General features: G+C 71.0%; 19 protein-coding genes. 12 read left to right on the top strand and 7 right to left on the bottom strand.

Annotation, left to right across the window (positions count from 1 at the left end; translation table 11 throughout):
* Positions 1–66 precede the first annotated feature (66 nt).
* Together DNK54_RS07030 and DNK54_RS07025 are read left to right on the top strand one after the other, a co-directional pair.
* Positions 67–1,206, top strand: a complete 1,140-nt coding sequence (locus tag DNK54_RS07030) for a fatty acid desaturase family protein (protein ID WP_110206225.1) — start codon at positions 67–69, stop codon at positions 1,204–1,206.
* An 89-nt stretch (positions 1,207–1,295) separates the two neighbouring features.
* A complete protein-coding gene (locus tag DNK54_RS07025; RefSeq protein ID WP_110206224.1) occupies positions 1,296–1,508 on the top strand; it encodes a hypothetical protein in 213 nt (70 codons plus the stop codon).
* 9 nt (positions 1,509–1,517) lie between these two features.
* On the opposite strand, the gene DNK54_RS07020 is transcribed toward DNK54_RS07025, so the two are convergent.
* The 5 genes from DNK54_RS07020 to DNK54_RS07000 form a co-directional block, all read right to left on the bottom strand.
* A complete protein-coding gene (locus tag DNK54_RS07020) occupies positions 1,518–2,057 on the bottom strand; it encodes a TIGR00645 family protein (protein ID WP_110206223.1) in 540 nt (179 codons plus the stop codon).
* Between the two features lie 114 nt (positions 2,058–2,171).
* Entirely contained in the window at positions 2,172–2,876 is a 705-nt protein-coding gene (locus tag DNK54_RS07015) for a hypothetical protein (protein WP_110206222.1), read from the bottom strand.
* Positions 2,877–2,955: 79 nt separating this feature from the next.
* Positions 2,956–3,612, bottom strand: a complete 657-nt coding sequence (locus tag DNK54_RS07010) for a response regulator (RefSeq protein WP_110206221.1) — start codon at positions 3,610–3,612, stop codon at positions 2,956–2,958.
* Positions 3,609–5,633 (bottom strand): sensor histidine kinase, encoded by a 2,025-nt coding sequence (locus DNK54_RS07005; RefSeq protein WP_110206220.1) that lies wholly within the window; start codon positions 5,631–5,633, stop codon positions 3,609–3,611. The genes DNK54_RS07010 and DNK54_RS07005 overlap by 4 nt, the downstream gene beginning before the upstream one ends.
* Positions 5,634–5,661: 28 nt before the next feature.
* A complete protein-coding gene (locus DNK54_RS07000) occupies positions 5,662–6,186 on the bottom strand; it encodes a hypothetical protein (RefSeq protein WP_110206219.1) in 525 nt (174 codons plus the stop codon).
* A 214-nt stretch (positions 6,187–6,400) separates the two neighbouring features.
* On the opposite strand from DNK54_RS07000, the gene DNK54_RS06995 reads away from it, so the two are divergent.
* Genes DNK54_RS06995 through DNK54_RS06965 form a run of 7 tightly spaced genes read left to right on the top strand, consistent with a single transcriptional unit; the run spans position 6,401 to position 10,898 of the window.
* Entirely contained in the window at positions 6,401–7,648 is a 1,248-nt protein-coding gene (locus tag DNK54_RS06995) for a TadA family conjugal transfer-associated ATPase (protein WP_110206218.1), read from the top strand.
* Entirely contained in the window at positions 7,648–8,502 is an 855-nt protein-coding gene (locus tag DNK54_RS06990; protein WP_110206217.1) for a type II secretion system F family protein, read from the top strand. Before DNK54_RS06995 ends, DNK54_RS06990 begins: the two co-directional genes overlap by 1 nt.
* Positions 8,499–9,410, top strand: coding sequence for a type II secretion system F family protein (locus DNK54_RS06985; RefSeq protein ID WP_110206216.1), 912 nt, complete (start codon positions 8,499–8,501; stop codon positions 9,408–9,410). Before DNK54_RS06990 ends, DNK54_RS06985 begins: the two co-directional genes overlap by 4 nt.
* Before the next feature lie 34 nt (positions 9,411–9,444).
* Positions 9,445–9,630 (top strand): hypothetical protein, encoded by a 186-nt coding sequence (locus DNK54_RS06980; protein ID WP_110206215.1) that lies wholly within the window; start codon positions 9,445–9,447, stop codon positions 9,628–9,630.
* Positions 9,605–10,000 (top strand): TadE/TadG family type IV pilus assembly protein, encoded by a 396-nt coding sequence (locus DNK54_RS06975; protein WP_110206214.1) that lies wholly within the window; start codon positions 9,605–9,607, stop codon positions 9,998–10,000. Before DNK54_RS06980 ends, DNK54_RS06975 begins: the two co-directional genes overlap by 26 nt.
* Positions 9,997–10,440, top strand: a complete 444-nt coding sequence (locus DNK54_RS06970) for a hypothetical protein (protein ID WP_110206213.1) — start codon at positions 9,997–9,999, stop codon at positions 10,438–10,440. The genes DNK54_RS06975 and DNK54_RS06970 overlap by 4 nt, the downstream gene beginning before the upstream one ends.
* Positions 10,437–10,898 carry a pilus assembly protein TadG-related protein gene (locus DNK54_RS06965; RefSeq protein ID WP_110206212.1) on the top strand — a complete coding sequence of 154 codons (462 nt, stop codon included), beginning with the start codon at positions 10,437–10,439 and terminating at the stop codon, positions 10,896–10,898. Before DNK54_RS06970 ends, DNK54_RS06965 begins: the two co-directional genes overlap by 4 nt.
* A gap of 40 nt (positions 10,899–10,938) precedes the next feature.
* Here the strand turns inward: DNK54_RS06965 and DNK54_RS06960 are convergent, their stop codons facing one another.
* Positions 10,939–13,296: a hypothetical protein gene (locus DNK54_RS06960; RefSeq protein ID WP_110206211.1), complete on the bottom strand. Its 2,358-nt coding sequence runs from the start codon at positions 13,294–13,296 to the stop codon at positions 10,939–10,941.
* A 205-nt stretch (positions 13,297–13,501) separates the two neighbouring features.
* Here DNK54_RS06960 and DNK54_RS06955 point away from each other — a divergent pair, with 205 nt between their 5' ends.
* The 3 genes from DNK54_RS06955 (at position 13,502) to DNK54_RS06945 (ending at position 18,141) form a co-directional block, all read left to right on the top strand.
* Entirely contained in the window at positions 13,502–14,791 is a 1,290-nt protein-coding gene (locus DNK54_RS06955) for an FAD-binding oxidoreductase (protein ID WP_110206210.1), read from the top strand.
* Between the two features lie 99 nt (positions 14,792–14,890).
* Positions 14,891–16,135: a BTAD domain-containing putative transcriptional regulator gene (locus DNK54_RS06950; RefSeq protein WP_162602329.1), complete on the top strand. Its 1,245-nt coding sequence runs from the start codon at positions 14,891–14,893 to the stop codon at positions 16,133–16,135.
* A 20-nt stretch (positions 16,136–16,155) separates the two neighbouring features.
* The gene (locus DNK54_RS06945) at positions 16,156–18,141 is read left to right on the top strand and encodes a sensor histidine kinase (RefSeq protein WP_110206208.1); all 1,986 of its coding nucleotides are present in this window, start codon (positions 16,156–16,158) and stop codon (positions 18,139–18,141) included.
* On the opposite strand, the gene DNK54_RS06940 is transcribed toward DNK54_RS06945, so the two are convergent.
* Positions 18,134–19,654, bottom strand: coding sequence for a fatty acyl-CoA synthetase (locus DNK54_RS06940; RefSeq protein WP_110206207.1), 1,521 nt, complete (start codon positions 19,652–19,654; stop codon positions 18,134–18,136). The genes DNK54_RS06945 and DNK54_RS06940 overlap by 8 nt on opposite strands.
* Positions 19,655–19,723: the final 69 nt, after the last annotated feature.

Below are 19,723 nucleotides of genomic sequence, written 5' to 3'. Positions count from 1 at the left end.
CAGATTCGTGGCAGTTCCCTGTTGTGACCACGAATCTGTTAGGGACGATCCGGAAAAGGAATCGACATGAGCAAGACGAGCAAGACGAGCGAGACCTCTGAGAAGTTCCTGCTCACCGCCGAGCAGCTGGAGCAGTTCGGTGCCGAGATGGACGCGATCCGCCAGCGTGTGATCGCCGATCTCGGCGAGGAGGACGCGCGCTACATCCGCAACGTCGTCAAGGCGCAGCGCGGCTTCGAGGTTGCCGGCCGGGCGCTCTTCTACCTGCCGCCGGCCTGGCCGCTGGCCGTCGCGTCGCTGAGCGTCTCCAAGATCCTCGACAACATGGAGATCGGCCACAACGTCATGCACGGGCAGTACGACTGGATGGGCGACCCCGGTCTCAGCTCCCGCATGTATGAGTGGGACAACGTCTGCCCCAGCGAGCAGTGGAAGGTCTCCCACAACTACATCCACCACACCTACACCAACATCCTCGACAAGGACCGCGACATCGGCTACGGCATCCTGCGGATGGACCCGGAGCAGAAGTGGAACCCCTACTACCTGGGCAACCCGGTCTACGCGTTCCTGCTGATGACGCTCTTCGAGTGGGGCGTGGCGGTGCACGACCTCGAGGCCGACAAGATCATGTCGGGGGAGAAGACCTGGGCCGAGACGAAGCACCTGCACGCCGGCCTGATCCGCAAGATCCGCAACCAGGCGCTCAAGGACTACCTGGTCTTCCCGGCGCTCACCGGGCCGTTCTTCGTCTCCACGCTGGCCGGCAACGCGGTGGCCAACCTGGTGCGCAACATCTGGGCGTTCAACATCATCTTCTGCGGCCACTTCCCGGCCGGTGTCTCCAGCTTCACCATCGAGGAGACCGAGAACGAGACCCGCGGCGGTTGGTACTACCGGCAGCTGCTCGGCTCGGCCAACATCAGTGGCTCGAAGCTGATGCACGTGATGAGCGGCAACCTGAGTCACCAGATCGAGCACCACCTCTTCCCGGACATCCCGGCCCGGCGCTACCCGGAGATCGCCGCCGAGGTGCAGGAGATCTGCGAGCGCTACGGCCTGCCCTACAACACCGGACCGCTGCACAAGCAGCTCGGCTCGGTCGCACGCAAGATCTTCCGGCTCGCACTGCCCAACCGCCTGCCCTGGCAGCGGGAGCGCGCGGAGACCCCGGTCGAGCAGAGCCGCGTCGCTCAGGCCGCCTGAGCCACGTCGTACGACGTCACGGCGGTGAGCCGCCCCACGCCCCGGATCTCTTGTCGCGAGACCGGGGCGTGGCTCAGGATGGAGGCACCATGAGCATCGAACGAGACCGCATCAGCCGCGCCGAGATCCGCAAGGACGCCGTGCAGGACTCCGTCGAGGCCACGATCAACGCGGTCTCGCAGGTCGGCGGCGTCGTCACGGGCGCGGTGCGCGAGGTCGCCCGCACCCTCGGCGGCCTCGCCACGGAGCTCTTCGAGATCCAGGACGCGGCCAAGCGGGCTCGCGCCGAGCACGAGGACTGACAGCCGGGCTCAGTGGTCGCTGGTACCGCTGATCTTGTCGATCCAGGCCAGACCGATCGCCGAGGCGATGAAGGCCATGTGGATGATCGTCTGCCACATCATCACTTCGGGCTCGATGTGGTGGGCCTCGATGAAGGTCTTGAGCAGGTGGATCGAGGAGATGCCGATGATCGACATCGCCAGCTTCACCTTGAGCACGTTGGGGTTGACGTGGGAGAGCCACTCCGGCTCGTCACGGTGGCCCCGCATGTTGATGCGGGAGACGAACGTCTCGTAGCCGCCGATGATCACCATGATCAGCAGGTTGGCGATCATCACCACGTCGACGAGGCCGAGGACGATCAGCATGATGTCCTCCTCGCCCAGGTGGTTGAACTCCTGGATGAGGTGGATCAGGTCCTTCCAGAAGAGGGCGACATAGACCGCCTGGGCCACGATCAGGCCGAGGTACAGCGGTGCCTGGAGCCAGCGGCTCACGAAGATGGTGGAGCCGATCACGGCGGTCAGGGTGTTGCTCGGTGGGGTGGGCGGTCGCTCGGTGGAGGTCATCGGGGGCCTTCGAGTCGCGGGATCACGTGCCCGTGCATTCTTCCCGACCGGTAACGCCCCCGTGCGCCCCCGGTCGGGAAGAGCCTGGTGGTGCTAAGCCGTTTCCACCCCGGCCTAGTCGCCTTCGCGCGTGATCGGGCAGCGCGCGATGGTCAGCCAGAGGCCGGCGACAGCGAGGCCGAGTGCGGCGGCGAACGGCAGGCCGGGCACGCCGGTGACGGCGACGGCCCCGAAGAGCAGGATGCCGAGGCCGCCGCAGAAGGAGCCCATCCCGCGCGGCAGCAGCTTCTCGCGGATGCCCATCCAGCCCAGACCGAGCAGGGCGGCTGCGACCGGGACCCAGCCGATGAAGGGGCTGAAGTCGTTCATGACGTAGTAGACGTAGAGGCCGGGGTCGTCGTAGGTGCCCTCCTCGACCCCGCCGTGCATGTAGTTGCCCAATGCGGCCTTCCAGCCGTAGGCCAGGCTCAGGGCCGCTGCCGCGGCGACCAGCCCGAAGCCGACCAGCGGAGCGCCGAGGGACCAGGTGAAGCGCTGCGTGACCCGGCGGTGCCAGACCGCGGCAAGCACGAGCAGCGCGGCGACGGCCAGGTAGCCGATCATGCCGCCGATCCGGAACGGGACGTGGTCGAGGCCGGCCATGTCGGAGACGTTCACGGTGTGCTCGTTGCCGGGGCCGTCAGCACGGCTGTCGAAGATGACGGTGGCGGCGAGGCCGAGTCCGCCCGCGACGACCGCCCAGAGCGGCCACGGACCGGAGCGCGCCGGCTGGGTGTCGGCCGGTCGGGTCGCGGCCGGCTGGGGTGCAGAAGTGTTCATGCTCGGCACCCTTCCGGGCGGCGTGTCCCTGGTGCCAGGGACGCTGGTCCTCGATTGGCCGGGCACCTGCAACAGGTGGTCAAGGCTGTACGCCGATGCCCGCGTCCCGGGCCTTGACGATCAGGGCGGAGCGGTCCGGCACGCCCAGCTTGGTGCTGATGGCGTAGACGTAGTTGCGCACCGTCTTGCTGGTCACCACGAGGCGGCGGGCGATCGTGGCGTTGTCGTGCCCGCGTGCCAAGAGCTCGAGGACGTCCCGCTCCCGGTCGGTGAGCTCGGCGAACGGGCCCGTCCGCACCCCCTGCGCGCCGGTCAGGTAGGAGACCGCGCGGGCCGCGACCTGCGGGCCCAGCATCACCGCGCCGTCGGCGACGGCGCGCAGGGCGCGCTCCAGCTCCGCCGGCTCAGCGCCCTTGAGCAGGTAGCCCCGAGCGCCTGCGCGAACAGCAGCGAAGAGCGCGTCGTCGTCGCCGAACATGGTCAGCACCAGCACGCCCGTCCCGGGCCGGGCGGCCAGCAGGTCCCGGGTGGCGTCGGCGCCGGAGCCTGGCCCGAGGTCGAGGTCCATCACCACGACGTCGGGGGCAAGGCCCAGGGTGACCTCGACCGCCTCCTCCTGGCTGCTTGCTTGGCCCACAACCCGCATGCCGGGCAGCTCGTCGACCAGGGCGCTGAGGCCGATCCGGAAGACCGGGTGGTCGTCGACGACGACGACGCGGATCTCGGGTGCTGTCATGGCAGGTGCATCCTCACGAAGGATCCTGGCCCCGGGGCGTTGGGGCCGACGGTCAGGGTGGCGGAGAGAGCGTCGGCACGCTCGCGCATCGATTGCAGGCCGACGCCGGTCGAGCTCGAGTTCGTGTCGATGCCGACCCCGTCGTCGGTGATCTCCAGCACCAGTCCGTCGAGCGACCGGCCCACGTCGACGACCACCGTTCGCGCCCGACCGTGGCGGTGGGCGTTGAGCAGGGCCTCGGCAGTGACCTGGTAGAGGGCGACCTGGGTGGGCGTCGCCAGATCGGCTGCTCCACATCGCACCTCGACTCTCATGCCTGCGCCGCGGAAGCGCGTTGCCAGCGTGTCGAGTGCCGCGGCAAGGTCGCCGTCGTCGAGTGCCGGTGGCAGCACGGCGCGCGCCAGGGTGCGCACGTCGTCGATGCGTCCGGTGACCTCCTCGCGGAGCTCCTCCAACAGCCCGGCGGTGCCTCCCGGGTCGTGTGCGATCCGCCGTTGGGCAGCCGCCAGGCCGAGGGCGACGCCGGCGAGTGCCGGCCCGAGACCGTCGTGGAGCTCGCGGCGCAGCATGCGCCGCTCCTCGTGGCGGACCTCGACGAGGCGGCTGGAGGCGTCGCGCAGCCGCTGGTTGGTGGCGGCCAGATCCACCGCTGCCGCGACCAGCGCGGCGCTCTGGGCCAACGCGTCCAGGGTGGCCGGCGCGACGGTCCGTCCGGGACGCGGCCGGATCCGGAGGTCGCCGACGGCGCGGGAGCCGATGACGAGCGGCACCGCATGCTCCTCGGAGCCTGTGGCGGGGAGATCCGTGTTGTCCGCGGCCTGGGAGCGGACCGGGGCTCCGGCGTACGGCGCGATCTCGACGGTGCCCAGGCGCAGGCTGCTCCGGAGGTTGTCCGCGAGGTGGGGGAGGACCTCGTCGGCGGTGTGCTCGCTGAGTCGGCGGCCGACGCTGGCCACGAGTGCCGTCGGCTCGGCGGCGGCGCCGAGCAGCAGGTGGTCGACCCAGCGCTGCAGTGAATGGCGCAGTGGATGCAGCACCAGGGTGAGTACGAGGACGGCGCCCAGGCCGGCCGGAACGGGGTCGACGCCGAGGAGGTGCTCGGCGGCGGTCACGAGGAGCAGGTAGAGCAGAGCGGCGAGGCCGGCCAGCAGCGCCCCCGTGGCAGCGCGCGGTACGCCGCGCCCCGAGTCGAGATCCCAGGTGCCGAGGGTGAGCACCACGACGGAGAGGGAGACGATCGTCTGGCCGAGGAAGAGCAAGGGGACGGGCAGCACGGCCCACACCGGGTGCGCGGGCAGGAACTGCACCAGCCCGATGGTGGCGAGCAGCACCGCGGTGCCTGCGACGAGGAAGGCCAGAGCCCGGCCGTCGCCCTGGTGCCCGCGCCGCCAGCCGAGCACGAGGTCGGCGAGGCCGAGAGCACCGACCACCAGACAGGTCACGAAGAGCGAGAGGATCGTCCACACCGGTGGTGCGGGGCTGCCGGGCATGCCGGCCAACGGGTTGGTGGGTGCGCCGTCCTGCTGCTGTGTGACGGCGACGAGGGTGAGGAGCAGCACGGCGCACGTCCCGATCCCGATCACCGCGCGTCGCGGCCCGTCCGCGGGTGGGTCGCGCCGGATCACCCAGGGCAGCACGGCCATCGCCACGAAGACGCCGGGCTGGGAGGCGCCGGCGAACCCGTGCACGGCGAGGCCGACGCCCGGCCAGCCTCGCTCCGCCGCGACGAACGCCCAGCCGAGGCTGAACGCGGAGGTGGCGAAGCAGAGGGCGATGACCGCCGCGACCACCCCTGCCGGGTGGATGCTGCGGGCCAGGACGATCGTGGCCGCGGTGCCGGAGGTGATTCCGGTGACGACATGCAGCGTGAAGTACTCCCGGCTCTGGTAGTAGTGCGCGTCGGCAGGGAAGGGATCCTCGCTCAGCAGCAGGAGCGCGAGCGCCCCGAGGCAGAGCACCCAGGCCAGGCTGCCGACGATGACAGCCCAGCCTGGTCGCGCTGCGGAGTGCGGGTTCGCCATGGCGCGATGGTGTCGGAGAGGGCCGACATCAGTGACTGAACGTGAGGGTGAACCTGCCCGGCTCGGCGTCGACACGGAACCACACGTCGCCGGCCTGCCCGTCGATCACGTCGCGGCCGAGCTCGGCGACCGTGGTGCGCTCGGGAGAGTAGGCGGCCAGGGCCTCGAGGTACGCCGCCAGCACCTCCTCGGGGTCGGCGTCGGTGGCGTAGTCCGCGGTCTCGATCGACTCGCCGACGGTGCCGGAGGTGCTGCACAGCACCGCCTCGACGGGTGGCTCGGGCCACTCCTCGGGGAGCATCTCGACCTCGCCCAGGTCCGGTTCGCCGAAGGCGAAGGGGAACGGCTCCAAGCATTCCTCGGGGAGTCCGGTCTCGAGCCGCTCATCGCTGTTCTGCTGGGTGTCGAGACCGTCCAGATCGTCGGCGTCGCCCGCGTCGGTGGTGGCCGGGGCAGCGTCCTTCTTGGCGTCCTTGGAGTCGTCGTCGCATGCTCCGGTGAAGAGCGCCGTGACGACGACGGCGCTGGCGGCTACGACCCGCAGTGACTTCATGACAGTGGTCCTCTCGTGTTTCGGAGGCGCCAGCGTCGCCCTGCGTGCGGCCCGGGAGACAGGGGCAGGTGTCCTCATTCGGCCGGGCGAGGGGGCGTCGACGACCGCGGGCAGATTCCCGTCTGTCCACAGAAGGCGGCGCAACCATGGACAAACGCACCCACTCCACATACAACTGACGGCAGGATCCGCATTCTCGGGAAAGGATCGGTCCATGTCGCTGTCTGTCGGCGCGCCCGCAGAGGTGGTGCTGCTCGACGCGCGGGTGCGCGAGCAGGTACGCCGCGAGCGGCTCGACCCCCAGGCGCAGGTCGACGCGGTACGCCGCATCGTGGAGCAGGTGGTCGCCGACCACGACCGACTGAGCCTGACCGGTCAGGTCGCCTCGCTGTCGGACCCTGCCGCCATGGTGGTGGAGCTGATGGCCCGAGTCGCCGGGTTCGGGTCCTTGCAGCCCTATCTGGACGATCCGACCGTGGAGGAGGTGTGGATCAACGAGCCGAGCCGCGTCTTCGTCGCCCGCGCAGGCAGGCACGAGCTCACCAACACGGTGCTCACCGCCGAGGAGGTCGACGAGCTGGTCGAGAGGATGCTCAAGTCGAGCGGGCGGCGCGTCGATCTCTCGCAGCCGTTCGTCGATGCTCTCCTGCCGGAGGGGCACCGGTTACACGTCGCGCTGGCCGGCATCTCCCGTGGCTTCACGGCCGTGAACATCCGCAAGCACACGATGCGTGCCGCACGGCTCGACACGTTGGTCGAGCTCGGCACGCTGACCGAGGCGGCGGCGTCCTTCCTGAGCGCCTCGGTGCGGGCCGGTCTCAACATCCTCGTAACGGGCGGGACGCAGAGCGGCAAGACGACCATGCTGAACTGCCTCGCCGCGGCGATCCCCGGTGGGGACCGGGTGATCTCCGCGGAGGAGGTCTTCGAGCTGAGGTTCTCGCATCCCGACTGGGTTCCACTCCAGACCAGGCAGGCGGGCCTGGAGGGCACTGGCGAGGTGCGGTTGCGTGACCTGGTCAAAGAGAGCCTGCGGATGCGGCCGAGCCGGATCATCGTCGGAGAGGTTCGCTCCGAGGAGTGTCTTGACCTGCTGTTGGCTCTGAACGCCGGACTGCCGGGCATGTGCACGCTGCATGCCAACTCCGCCCGTGAGGCGCTGGTGAAGATGTGCACCCTTCCGTTGCTGGCGGGGGAGAACATCTCGGCCGCGTTCGTGCAGCCGACGGTCGCTGCCAGCGTGGACCTTGTCGTCCATCTGGCGCTCGACCCGGCGGGCGCGAGGCGCGTGATGGAGATCGTCGGCGTTCCCGGCCGTGCGGAGTCAGGAGTGGTCGAGACCGAGGCGATCTTCGAACGTCCGCACGAGGAGCTGGTACGCCGCGCGGGCCTGCCCCCGCGGCTCGAACAGTTCTCGCGGGTCGGCATCGACGTGCACGCGTTGCTCAACGGCGGCCGTTGATGGGTGCCGCTGTCGGTCTGGTGGCTGGGGCGGGCCTGCTCCTGATCTGGCTCTCCTGCTCGGTGCCGCGATCGTCCCGCTCGGCAGGGCCGCGACCGTCGCGCACTGCCGACCTGCTCGCCCGTGCGGGCCTCGGGCGGTTCAGCCCGCGGGCCCTGGGATGCGCCTGCCTGGTGCTTGCTCTGCTGGCGTTCGTCGTGATGCTGGCGGTCACGTCGACGCCGCCGGTAGCCGCTGTCTTCGCGGCCATCGCCGGGAGCCTGCCGGTCGCGTTGGTCTCAGGCCGGGCTCGACGTCGCCAACGTGAGTTCGCGCAGGTCTGGCCGGAGGTGGTCGACAGCCTCGCCTCCGGCGTCCGTGCCGGACTCTCGTTGCCGGAATCCCTTGCTGCGTTGGCCGATCGGGGTCCGGAGTCGCTCCGACCGGTCTTCGCAGGCTTTGCCCGACACTACCAGACCACCGGCCGTTTCGACGTGGCGCTCGATGCACTCAAGGAGCAGTTGTCGGACCCGGTGGGCGACCGGGTCGTCGAGGGCCTGCGGGTGGCCCGAGCAGTCGGAGGCGGAGATCTCGGTCGCTTGCTCCGCAACCTCTCGGGCCACCTGCGTGACGACGAGCGGATCCGTGCGGAGCTGGAGTCCCGCCAGGCATGGGCGGTGAACGCTGCTCGGCTGGCCGTCTCCGCGCCCTGGGCGATCCTGCTGATGATGAGCGCGCAGACCGATGCGGTGCGAGCATTCGGCACTCCTGGTGGCGCGGTCGTGCTGCTCCTGGCGGCCGGTTGCTGCGTCGTCGCCTATGCCGTGATGATGCGGATCGGGCGGCTGCCTGCAGAGCGACGGGTGCTCGGGTGAGCGCGGCACTGGTGGGCGGCGCGGTCGGTGGGCTCTGCGCGACCGGACTGTTGCTGGCTGTTCGGTCGCTCGGGTCCTCCCGCCGGCTCGACCCGGCGACGCGGGTGCTGCCCTACTTGCGCGACCTTCCTGGGTGGGGAGGCGCACCAGGCGCTCCGTCCGACGCGCGAGCCGACCTGCTGCGCCGCGCGGCCGACGTCGTGGACCGGATGGTGGGTGGCTCCGTCTCGGTACGCCGCCGCCTCGCCCGGTTGGGGGGAGAACGAAGCGTGCACGACCTCCGGGTGGAGCAGGTCGCGTGGGGACTCGTGGCGTTCGCGTCGGTCGCGGCGCTCTCGATCCTGCGCGCAACCACGGGCGAGGCCTCCGTGCTGGGAGCACTGTTCCTCTGCAGCGCGGCGTTCGTGTTCGGGGTGTTGCTGCGCGACAACCGCCTCACCGCCCAGGTGCGTCGCCGCGAACGCCGCATCCTGGCGGAGCTGCCGGCGATCTCGGAACTGTTGGCACTGAGCGTCGCTGCAGGTGAGGGCACCACCGCTGCTCTCGACCGTGTGGTGCGGTGCAGTCGCGGCGAGCTCGCCGTCGAACTGGCAGCGGTGCTGGCGCAGGTGCGCACCGGGACCCCGGTGGCGCAGGCGTTCGACGCGCTTGCCGCGCGCACCGGTGTGCCCGAGGTCCGCCGGTTCGCTGACGCCATCGCCGTGGCTGTCGAGCGTGGCACCCCCTTGGCCGACGTGCTCCATGCGCAGGCGGGCGATGTGCGCGACGCGATGAGGCGCCAGCTGATCGAGTCCGGGGCACGTCGTGAGGTGCTGATGATGGTGCCGGTCGTCTTTCTGGTTCTCCCTGCCACCGTCCTGGTCGCCTTCTGGCCGGGCGTGGTGGGGCTTTCGTTCGTCACCGCATGAGCGTGACGGGCAGACGGGGAAAGGAAGTCTCGGGATGATGCGCAAGATAGCGACGGTCTGGTGGAGGTTCTCCTCGCCGCCCGACGACGAGCGGGGCGACGTCCCAGGATGGGTGCTGGTCACGGTCATGACCGCGGGTCTGGTCGGTGGCCTCTGGGAGTTCGCCGACGGCCGGCTCACGGCGTTGCTCAGCGATGCACTGGCGAAGGTCACGGGCTGATCCGGAGGGCGGCGCGGCGATCGTCGACTTCGTCCTGGTGGTCGTGATCCTGGTGCCGCTGGTGCTGGGCGTGATGCAGCTGGCGCTGGTCCTCCATGTGCGCAACACCTTGACGGCGGCCGCTTCCGAGGCAGCCCGTCGGGCAGCGGTGGCGGACGCGACGCCCGGGGTCGGTGAGCGCTATGCCCGCGACCAGATCCGTGGCGCGCTGAGCGCTCGGTTCGCGCGGGACGTACGAGCGCGGCTCGCGCGGATCGAGGGCGCACCGGCCGTCGAGGTCACCATCCGTGCGGAGGTGCCGACCCTCGGCCTGTGGGGTCCGGACGTCGAGCTGGTGGTCACGGGCCACGCGATCCGGGAGCGCCCGTGAGCCGGGAACGTCGGACACGGGGCGAGGCCGGCAACGCCGTCCTGGAGTTCGTGTGGCTCGGCGTCCTGCTGCTCGTGCCGCTGGTCTACCTGTTGATCTCTGTCTTCGACGTGCAGCGCGGCGCGTTCGGGGCAAGCGCGGCGGCGCGGGCCGCCGGTCGGGCCTTCACGTTGGCCGAGGACGAGGCGCAGGGCCGCGAGCGCGCGCAGCAGGCAGCACGCGTCGCTCTCAGCGACCAGGGGATCGAGGGTCCGTTCGAGCTCACCATCGACTGCGCTCCGCATCCCTGCCTCTCGCCCGGTTCGGTCGCCACGGTCCGCATCAGCACCCAGGTTGCGCTGCCGTTGATGCCCGAGGTGCTCGGCGGTGGTCGTTCGAGCCTCCGCGTCGAGTCGGTGCACCGCGTCCCCACCGGCCGTTACGTCGAGGCGCGCCGATGAGCAGCACCGGTCGGTTCGGCGCGCCACCGCGACGTGCGAGTGAGCGCGGCACGGTCACGCCGTTGATCATCGGGTTCGCCGCCGTGCTGCTTCTGCTCTGCGGGGTGGTGGTCGACGCGTCGGCGGCCTACCTGCAGCGGCAGTCGCTGGACAGCCTCGCGGATGGCGCCGCCCTGGCGGGCGCCAACGAGGTGCGCGGCGCGGCGGTCTTCGAGCACGGTGTCGGCGACGGGGTCGTCCCGTTGGCGACCGACCTGGCGGTGGCCGCCGTACACGAGTACCTGCGCGCCACTGGCGCGATGGAGCGCTACCCCGGGCTACGGGTGCGGGTCTCGGTGCATGGCGACGCCGTGAACGTCGCGCTCCGGGCGCCGCTCGACCTGCCCGTCACCGTCGGCGGCCTGACGAGCGGGCAGGTCGGGGCGACCGGCGCCGCCGAGGTCCGGGTCGCCGGCTGAGGCGCCCGCGTGGTGTGCACGGTGCCTCAGCCGACCAAGGTCAACGCCTGATGCGCACGGCCGGCGAGACGACCGCCTTGGCGGCGTACTGGGGGCGGCGGGCGGTCACCCGCACCCGGATCGCCTTCCCACGGTCCCGGGCCGTCACCTTGTAGGTGCTCCCTGTGGCGCCCTTGATCGCAGCGGTGCCGCGGAGCCACTGGTAGGTCAGGCTCGTAGGCGCCGGTGCCATGACGGGCGCGGTGACGCGAAGCTTGGCCCCCACCTTCACGCGACCAGTGATCCTCGGCGTCTTCCGGACCACGAAGCTCCGCGTCTCGGGTCGGCTAGTCTGGAGCGCGGCGGGTGAGTAGGACGGCTGCGAGCCGCCGGCGACCACCAGGGCGGGCTCGATCGTGCAGGGTGCGGTGACACCCAGCTGGATCATCCAGATCCCGTCCGGCTCCTGCCAGGCGCCCAGCTCGCCGTCTGCCGACAACGTGGGTGAGGAGATGCCGTTCACCGGCGTGGTGGCGCAGAAGCCCTCCGGAATCGGCGGTCGTCCGCCGGACCGGTAGTTTCCCCTGACGCGGTAGAAGACGACGTGGGCGCGGTCGGCGCTGTTGCGGATGGCGGTCGCGTACGCCGCATGGCGGGCGACCTCGAAGTCGAAGAGCGGTTGGTCGTCGGTCGTGTAGTCGTCCTCGTCGAACCAGTGGGTGAGGCCGCGCCCGAGGTCGAAGAGGTTGATGTTGTCGATCAGGTCCGCATTGACCGCCACCCGGGTGTTGGTGATCCACGAGGGGTTGTCGTAGTAGGTCACCCCCCAGACATCCGGATTGATCATCGTGGTGGCGGAGGTGAAGGCCGTGACATGGCGCACCCGGCAGGGGGCGTTGAGCGGGCAGCTGTACCTCTCGTAGGTGTAGGCAATGGTCCTGCCGTCGGGTGAGACCGCGAGGTGGGCCGGTGCGCCCCCCAGCAGCTCACCGGCGGAGTTCGCGATGTCCGGGGGATCCAGGGTGGTGAGCACGGTGCCCCACTGGTCCATCCGGTAGATCAGGTTGCCTCGGCCGGCCACGATCGTCCCGTTGTCAGCCTCCGTCGGAGAGCGCCACGGGCGGGCCGCGGTGCCGTCGGTCGTGACCCGGCGCGGCTGGCTGCCGTCGGCTCGTGCCACCCAGACGTCGTCTCCCTTGACATAGGTGATGGTGCCGTCGGCGCCTGCCTGCGCGGTGATGGGCGCGGTGATGGGCGCGGTGGTGTCGGACGCAGCGGCGCCAGCGGTGAGCAAGGTGGCCACCAGGGTGGTTGCGGTCAGCAGCCGGGTCGCCACGCGGGGCAGACCGGGGATCGACGAGGTCTTCACAGGCGTGCCTTCTTCGTGTGGGAGTAGGTGCTGCCGTCCGGGAGCCGGAATCCGAGCGTCATGCGGACTCCTCCCGCCGCTTTGGCGAGGCGACGCTTGCCCGGCTGGATCGGCACGCGGAGCGTGGTCGTCCGCCCCGGAGCCACGGCGGCGACGCGAGGGGACGGCGAGCGAGGGACCGCCGGTGAGCGGCGTAAGGCGGATGGTGACCGAGCAGCCGGTCGGGCAGGTGACCCGAGCCGTCGCCTTCCTCGCGCCGCGCCCCACCTTGGCCCTGCTCCGCGGCGCCTTCGTCGAAGCCGGTGGCTCCTTCTTGACCAGCTCCAGGGCCAGGGTGCCCTCGATGACGTATTCGCAGACGGGGGTCTGCCCCTCGATGTAGCCGGGGCAGGTGTCCGCGCCCTGGAGGGGTGGCACACCGCGCGCCTCATGGAAGGGGATCTCCAGTCGTTCGGTGCCCACCCGCTCGTCCCAGATCGAGACCGACAGCGGTCCGTACCGGTACTTCCGCGTCCCCGACCGGCCGTCGCTGTCGACACAGGAAGCCGGCACGGTCAGCAGGGCGAACGGGGTGAGGGCGTTGCGCCCATCGGGCCCGTAGGGCAGCAGCATCGGCTTGCCGGAAGCGGTGCCGCTGGAGCCCTCGCAGGTCTCGATGTAGCGACCAGAGTTCGTGCGCGTCATGCCCTCGCCGCTGGCCGAGGTAACGCTCGTCCGGGCGCCTGTGGGGCCCATCGCGATCATGTCTCGCCCGCTCATCCGGATATCGGGGATCGTGCCGGCGATCGTCGCCTCGACGATCCGGTCCTCACTGTCGCCGCCGCCCCAGCTGACATAGACGGCGTGGCTCACCTTCGCGGTGAAGGTGCCTCGGTAGCGGTAGGTCGTGCCGGGTGGATCGCCGGCCTGGCTGCTGGTCGCCGTCGTCGTCGTCGCCGCCGTCGCCGCCGGACCGCTTGCTGCGGTCAGCGGCGTGAGCATGGCGACGAGTGCGCCGCAGACCGCCAGGCGTCCGAGATGTCGGCGACGGGCGTCGCTGGGTCGATGCATGGTGCTTCCCCTCTCGTGATGCGCAGCCCCGCGGGTCTCGCCGGGCTCACCCGAACCTGCCGCGTCGCGCTGGGGAGGCGCTGGACCGTCACTGGGAGAGCACTGGTGCGAGGTCGGTGCGTCAGGAGAGGCACGGCCTCCAGTCGGTCCCCAACCCGGCTCCAGCGGAGGAGTTGATGCTGGCGGCGAACCCCAAAGGAGCCTGATGTCCACGACACTTCCCGTCTTCAACCTCGCCCACCAGCACCGACCCGACGAGGTGCTCGAGCCGCGTACCTCTGCGGAGGTCGTCCGCGCAGTCCGCGCTGCCGCAGCCGCCGGCCGTCGTCTTCACCCTGTCGGCACCGGCCACGGCTGGACGCACGCCATCGAGGGCGGCACCGCCCTCCTCACCTGTGGCCTGGACACGGTCACGATCGATGGCGAGCGGTCGAGTGCCCGCATCGGGGCGGGCTGCCGCTTCCAGGAGGTGATCGTCGCTGTGGCGCCGCACGGGCTGACACCGCTGGCGGGCTCCGCCCCTGCGGTCGGAGTGATCGGCTTCCTGCTTGGCGGCGGGTTGAGCCCCCTCGGCCGCAGCTACGGCTGGGCCACGGACTATGTGCGATCCGCCGAGGTGGTCACCGGCACCGGCGAGATCGTGACGGCCTCGGAGGCCGAGCACCCGGAGCTGTTCCGGGCCCTGCTCGGTGGCAAGCACGTGCCCGGCGTGGTGACCGCCGTCGAGATCGACCTCCTGCCGTTGAGCACCTTCTACGGCGGTGGCCTCTTCTTCGACGCCGGCGATGCGGAGACAGTCCTCACCACGTGGGCGACCTGGTCCGCGCAGGTCCCGGAGCACGTCAACACCTCCGCGGCGCTGGTGCGCATGCCCGACCTCGACTCGGTTCCGGTACCGCTGCGCGGCCGCTTCGTCGTGCATCTGCGGATCGCCGTGCCGCTGGATCTCGTCGGGGCGGACGAGGCAGCCACCCTCGTCGCGCCGCTGCGCTCGCTCGCGTCACCGCTGCTGGACACCCTCGGCGTCCTCCCGGCCTCCGGGATCGGCGCGGTCCACGCCGATCCCGTCCGCCCGATGCCGGTGCTCGAGGCAGGTGCGCTTCTGCGCGACTTCGACCCGACGGCCGCCCGGAAGATGCTTGCGGTGGCCGGGCCGCAGACCGCGGCGCCGCTCGCGATGATCGAGGTACGCCGCCTCGGCGGCCGTCTCGCCGAGCCGCCGAAACGTCCCGATGCTGTCGTCGGTCGCGATGCGGCGTACGGGCTCTTCGTGGTCAGCGCGCCGGTACCCGAGCTCTTCGCCGACGCGGTGCCCGCCGCGGTCGGAGGGCTGGCGAAGGCGATGGCGCCGTGGGCGAGCGGAGGGTTCCAGCCGAACTTCGTCGGCGCCCTCAACCAGCCGAGCGCCTTCGCGACAGCGTGGCCTGAGGAGACGGCCGGGCTTCTGCGAAGCGTGCGTGAGACCTACGACCCGGCCGATGTCATCGGGCACTGAGCCGCGGAGCCCGACGGGGATCTCGTGCCAGGCGCAGCGGCCCCAGGATCTCTGCAAACTTCACGATGTGCAGACATGGATCTGAGTAGCCTTGCGCGGGTGAGATTCCGTGTGCTCGGCCCGCTCGAGGTCGAGGTCGGGGAGCAGCTCCTCGACGTCGGTGCGCCCAAGCCGCGCCGGCTCCTCGCAACGCTCGCGCTGCACCGGGGCCGGCCGGTCAGCCTGGAGAGGCTGGTCGACGCGCTGTGGGGCGACCAGCCTCCTGCCAGCTACGCGGTGACCCTGCAGGGCTACGTCTCCAGCCTGCGCAAGGTGCTCGAGCCGGACCGGCCCTCGCGCGGGGCAGGCACGGTGATCCAGACCTCCGCGCTGGGGTATACGTTGCGGCTACCCGAGGAGGCGATCGACGCCGGTCGTCTGGAGGCCGCGGTCGCTGCGGCGACCGTTGTCCGCTCGGACCTGGAACGCCCATGGCTGCTGGCCTCCGCGGCCGAGCAGCCCGCGCTGCGCGAGGTCGCCGACCGGCTCGACGAGGCGATCGGCTCGTGGCGCGACGAGCCCTATCTCGACCTGGGCGACGACCCGGGCGTCATGGCGGAGCGAGTTCGGCTGAAGGAGGTACGTACGGCTGCGGTCGAGCTGCGGGAGCTGATCCGCATGCACGACGGAGACCCCGCGGAGGCCGCCCGACGACTTGAGGCGGAGTGCGCCGAGCATCCGCACCGGGAACGCCTGTGGATGCTCTACGCCGCCGCCCTGGTGCGTGCTGAGCGCCAGGTCGACGGCCTCGCCGCGCTGCGGCGGCTCCGCGAGACGCTGCGCGAGGAGCTCGGCGTCGACGCGAGTGCGGCGGTGGGCGGGCTGGAGACAGCCATCCTCCAGCAGCAGCTCGTCAGCGCCCACGGCGGCGGCGCCGTCGGTGTGCTCCGGGTCGGCATCGTCGACGACCATCCAGTCTTTCGGATGGGCATGGCTGGCTTGATCGGTGCCCTCGACGGCCTGGAGCTGGTCGGCTCCGCCGGCGACGCTGCCGCAGCCCGCGAGCTGGTCGGACGGGGTGTGGGGGTCGTCCTGATGGATCTCGACCTGGCGGGGGAGTCGGGAATCGACCTGACCCGTGAACTGCTGGAGGCGCACCCTGAGCTCAAGGTTCTGGTGATGACGATGCACGAGGACGACGGCCACGTGGCCGGTGCGCTGAGCGCAGGCGCCTCCGGCTACCTCCTGAAGTCGGCAGACGCCGACGACGTGCTGCGCGCCATCCGTGGGGTGGCGCGCGGGGAGCTCATCATCGGCCCCGCCGTCGCCCGCGCCGCACGCTCCCGACTGGCCGGGCCGCCGTGAGTGGCTCCTACGTCGTGAGCATGCCGAGCGCGCCGACGTACTCGCGACTGCGGCGACCCTGGCGGTCGCTGGCCTGGCTGATCGGTGGTCTCTCGTGGCTGCTCGCTGCCGGCGCGGTCCTCGGGCTCCTCATCGCCGGCACCGTTCCCGAGGAGCTCGCCAACTGGGTGATGGATGTCGTGACCGCGGTGGTCTACGGGATCGTCGTCGTGATGATGCTGCCGCGCACGCGTCACCCGGTGGTCTGGCTGCTGGCACTGACCGCGCTCGGCTGTGGCGCTGCCGGCTTCGCCACCGGGTACGCCGCCCTCGCATGGCCGGGACACGGACTCGCCTTCTACCTGCCGTACTGGGCCTGGGTGCCGGGGGTCTACGCCACGATCGCCGTCATCCCGTTGCTGGTGCTTCCCGGAGCGCGCCGCCGCTGGCCGGTCGTGACCGTGGCCGCCGTTGCGATCCTGCTCGGCACTTTGCAGGGCCTGACGGCCGTGGTCGCGGGCCTGCCGCACAACCCGCTCGGCGTTGACCTGGAGTGGTGGCAGACGGCACGGGTCCGGCTCGGCTACTGGCCGGACCGTGTGATCGCCCTGCTCGGTGTGGCTGAAGGAGTCTGGCTGCTGCTCCGGACGCGTCGCGCGCCGAAGGCGCAGCAGCGCGGGCTCCGGTGGCTGCTGGCCGGTCATACGGCGATGGTGGTCGCGCTGGCGGCCTTCCTGGTGCCGGTGCCGGAGGGCTGGTCGGCCCCGGCCGCGGAGATCAGTGGCACGTTGTTGCTGCTGGCTCAGCTCTTTCTGCCGGCGGCTCTGCTGGTTCTCGTCCTGGGCCAGCAGTTGTGGGGCGTCGACGCCCGGGTCAACCGTGGCGTCGTCTGGGCCGTGATGACGGTGACGGTCGCGCTCGCCTATCTGATGCTGATCGCCTTCGCTGCCGCGGTGGTGCCCGATCGGTCGGAGGTCACGCTGGCCTTCGCCGTCGGTCTGGTCGGCCTCGGGGCCACGCCGCTGCGGCGCCTGGTCCAACGTCGCGTCGACCGCCTCGTCTACGGAGCGGGCGCGGACCCGGGTCGGCTCCTGAGGAGCGCCGAGGCCGGCGATGACTACGACATCGAGGGGCTCGCCGAGGCGCTGTGCCGGAGCCTGCGGCTGGCGGAGGTGCAGATCCACCCGTCCGGCCCGGAGGAACGGTCAGAGGTCCAAGGAGACGATGTCGTCGTGACGCTGACCAGCCGGGGCCACGAGGTGGGTCTGCTGGTAGCCCGGCCCCGTCCCGGTGAGCAACTCGATCAGCGCACGACGCGGATGCTGACCGAGGTGGCGGGGCTGGTCGGGATGACCATCGATCTGCAGCAGTCGGTGGCCGCGCTGACACGTGCCCGGAGTCGGGTGGCGAGTGTGCGTCACGAGGAGCGGCGCATGCTGCGCCGTGACCTGCACGACGGCCTCGGCCCCGCGCTCGCCGGCATCCGCCTCGGACTGATCGGAGCCCGGGGGCTGCGGGAGCGCGATCCGAGGGCCTCCGAGGAGATGCTGGATGCCTTGGAGCGCGAACTGTTGCACCAGGGGGAGGAGGTACGGCGGCTGAGTCGCTCGCTGCTCCCACTGGCGCTCGACGACGGCGACCTGGAGAGCGCGCTCACCGCTCTCGCGGGGCGCTTCCGCAGCGCGGAGTTGGAGGTGACGGTCTCCGCCGCGCCGCAGGTGGATCTTGCGCCCGCCACGCAGGTGGCGATCTACCAGATGGCAAGCGAGGCGCTGCTCAACGTGACCCGGCACGCCCAGGCACGCCATTGCGAGATCGTGGTGCGACGGCGGGCCGACGGTGGCGCGACCTTCACGGTGACCGACGACGGCGTCGGCTTCGCCGCGGAGACCTCGGAGGGCATCGGCCTGCGTTCCATGCGCGAGCGCGCCGAGGAGCTGGGTGGTTCGCTCCGGCGGGGCCCGGGCGACTCCGGGAATGGCAGCCGCCTCGAGCTCCGGCTGCCGCCGCCCGGCGCTCCTAGCTGAAGCGGTCTCGGAGCTCGCGCTTCAGCAGCTTGCCGCTCTGGTTGCGCGGGAGGTCGGCGACGGCGATCACCCGCTTGGGCAGCTTGAACGGCGCCAGCGACTGGCGGGCGTGGGCGATCAGCTCCTCCTCGGTGGCCGCGGCTCCCTCCTTGAGCACGACCACGGCGGTGACTGCCTCGATCCACTTCTCGTCGGGGGTCGCGATCACCGCGACCTCGGCAACCGCGTCGTGGGTGTAGAGCACGTCCTCGACCTCGCGGGAGGCGACCAGCACACCGCCGGTGTTGATGACGTCCTTGATCCGGTCGACGACGGTGATGTAGCCGGCCGCGTCGCGCACCACCATGTCGCCGGAGTGGAACCAACCGTCCCGGAAGGCCTCGTCCGTCGCCTCGGGCTTGTTCCAGTAGCCCAGGCAGAGCTGCGGCGAGCGATAGAGCACCTCGCCCGGCGTACCCACCTCGGCATCGGCGCCATGCTCGTCGACGACACGCATCTCCACGAAGGTCACCGCGCGACCGCAGGAGTCCGGGCGCTCCTGGTGCTCCTCGGGCCGCAGGACCGTCGCGAGCGGGCCGATCTCGGACTGTCCGAAGCAGTTGTAGAAGCCGAGGTCGGGCAGCTCCTTCGCCAGCCGTTCCCGCACCGGCACGGGCATGATCGACGCCCCGTAGTACGCCTTGCGCAGCGACGCCAGCCCCTCGGGTCGGTACGACGGGTGGTTGGCCAACGGCACCCAGACCGTCGGCGCGAGGAACAGCGCGCGGTGCTGGTTCTGCTCCACCAGGCGGAGCAGCTCGGGCACGTCGGGGCGGGGGAGCAGGTGGTTCGTCGCTCCCACCATCAGGTAGGGCACGAGGAAGACGTGCATCTGCGCCGAGTGGTAGAGCGGCATGCAGTGCAGCGGCGCGTCGTCGGCGTCGAAGTCGAGGGCGATCACCGAGGAGACGTACTCGTGCATCAGTGCCCGGTGGGTCATCATGGCGCCCTTGGGGGCCGACGTGGTGCCCGAGGTGTAGAGCAGCTGCACCAGGTCGGTGTCCGCGACCTCGACGTCGAGCACCGGGAGCTCCCCGGAGCGCCAGGACTCCAACGCCGCCTCCGGGCCGCCCTGGAGCAGCAGGACCTGTTCGAGGGCGGTGTCGGCCCGTACTGCTTCGACGGCACCCTCCAGCTCTGGGTCGACGAGCGCCACGCGAGCTCCGGCGTCGCCGATCAGATAGCTGAGCTCCCGCCCGGTGAGGGCGTAGTTGACGGGCACATGCACCAGCCCGGCCCGGGCACAGCCGAGGAATGCCAGCAGGTAGGCGTCGGAGTTGGCCCCCACGGTCGCGACCCGGTCGCCCTTGGCCAGCCCCAGGCCGAGGAGGTACGCCGCCGCCCGGCTGGCCGCGGCGTCCAACTCCGCGTAGGTCCAGGCGCGGTCCGCGAAGGTCAGCGCGACCCGGTCGGGCTGACGTGCGGCACTGCGGCGAAGGATCGAGTCGACGGTGTTGCTCCGAGGGTTCGTCATGTTCGGAGGGTAGCCCGGGTCGCGTCGGGGCCGGCGCCGGCCGACGGCGTCCAGTGGGGCGCCAGCGGC

This window comes from Nocardioides daejeonensis (assembly GCF_003194585.1).
Classification (GTDB): Bacteria; Actinomycetota; Actinomycetes; order Propionibacteriales; family Nocardioidaceae; genus Nocardioides; species Nocardioides daejeonensis.
The sequence above is the reverse complement of the archived record's forward strand: the minus strand, read 5'-3'. Positions and strand labels throughout refer to the sequence as shown.

What these genes read in the sequence shown, in the direction of transcription:
- DNK54_RS07030 (WP_110206225.1), top strand. Translation starts at nt 67, where the DNA reads ATGAGCAAGACGAGCAAGACGAGCGAGACCTCTGAGAAGTTCCTGCTC.
- DNK54_RS07025 (WP_110206224.1), top strand. Translation starts at nt 1,296, where the DNA reads ATGAGCATCGAACGAGACCGCATCAGCCGCGCCGAGATCCGCAAGGAC.
- DNK54_RS07020 (WP_110206223.1), bottom strand. Translation starts at nt 2,057, where the DNA reads ATGACCTCCACCGAGCGACCGCCCACCCCACCGAGCAACACCCTGACC.
- DNK54_RS07015 (WP_110206222.1), bottom strand. Translation starts at nt 2,876, where the DNA reads ATGAACACTTCTGCACCCCAGCCGGCCGCGACCCGACCGGCCGACACC.
- DNK54_RS07010 (WP_110206221.1), bottom strand. Translation starts at nt 3,612, where the DNA reads ATGACAGCACCCGAGATCCGCGTCGTCGTCGTCGACGACCACCCGGTC.
- DNK54_RS07005 (WP_110206220.1), bottom strand. Translation starts at nt 5,633, where the DNA reads ATGGCGAACCCGCACTCCGCAGCGCGACCAGGCTGGGCTGTCATCGTC.
- DNK54_RS07000 (WP_110206219.1), bottom strand. Translation starts at nt 6,186, where the DNA reads ATGAAGTCACTGCGGGTCGTAGCCGCCAGCGCCGTCGTCGTCACGGCG.
- DNK54_RS06995 (WP_110206218.1), top strand. Translation starts at nt 6,401, where the DNA reads ATGTCGCTGTCTGTCGGCGCGCCCGCAGAGGTGGTGCTGCTCGACGCG.
- DNK54_RS06990 (WP_110206217.1), top strand. Translation starts at nt 7,648, where the DNA reads ATGGGTGCCGCTGTCGGTCTGGTGGCTGGGGCGGGCCTGCTCCTGATC.
- DNK54_RS06980 (WP_110206215.1), top strand. Translation starts at nt 9,445, where the DNA reads ATGATGCGCAAGATAGCGACGGTCTGGTGGAGGTTCTCCTCGCCGCCC.
- DNK54_RS06975 (WP_110206214.1), top strand. Translation starts at nt 9,605, where the DNA reads ATGCACTGGCGAAGGTCACGGGCTGATCCGGAGGGCGGCGCGGCGATC.
- DNK54_RS06965 (WP_110206212.1), top strand. Translation starts at nt 10,437, where the DNA reads ATGAGCAGCACCGGTCGGTTCGGCGCGCCACCGCGACGTGCGAGTGAG.
- DNK54_RS06960 (WP_110206211.1), bottom strand. Translation starts at nt 13,296, where the DNA reads ATGCATCGACCCAGCGACGCCCGTCGCCGACATCTCGGACGCCTGGCG.
- DNK54_RS06955 (WP_110206210.1), top strand. Translation starts at nt 13,502, where the DNA reads ATGTCCACGACACTTCCCGTCTTCAACCTCGCCCACCAGCACCGACCC.
- DNK54_RS06945 (WP_110206208.1), top strand. Translation starts at nt 16,156, where the DNA reads ATGCCGAGCGCGCCGACGTACTCGCGACTGCGGCGACCCTGGCGGTCG.
- DNK54_RS06940 (WP_110206207.1), bottom strand. Translation starts at nt 19,654, where the DNA reads ATGACGAACCCTCGGAGCAACACCGTCGACTCGATCCTTCGCCGCAGT.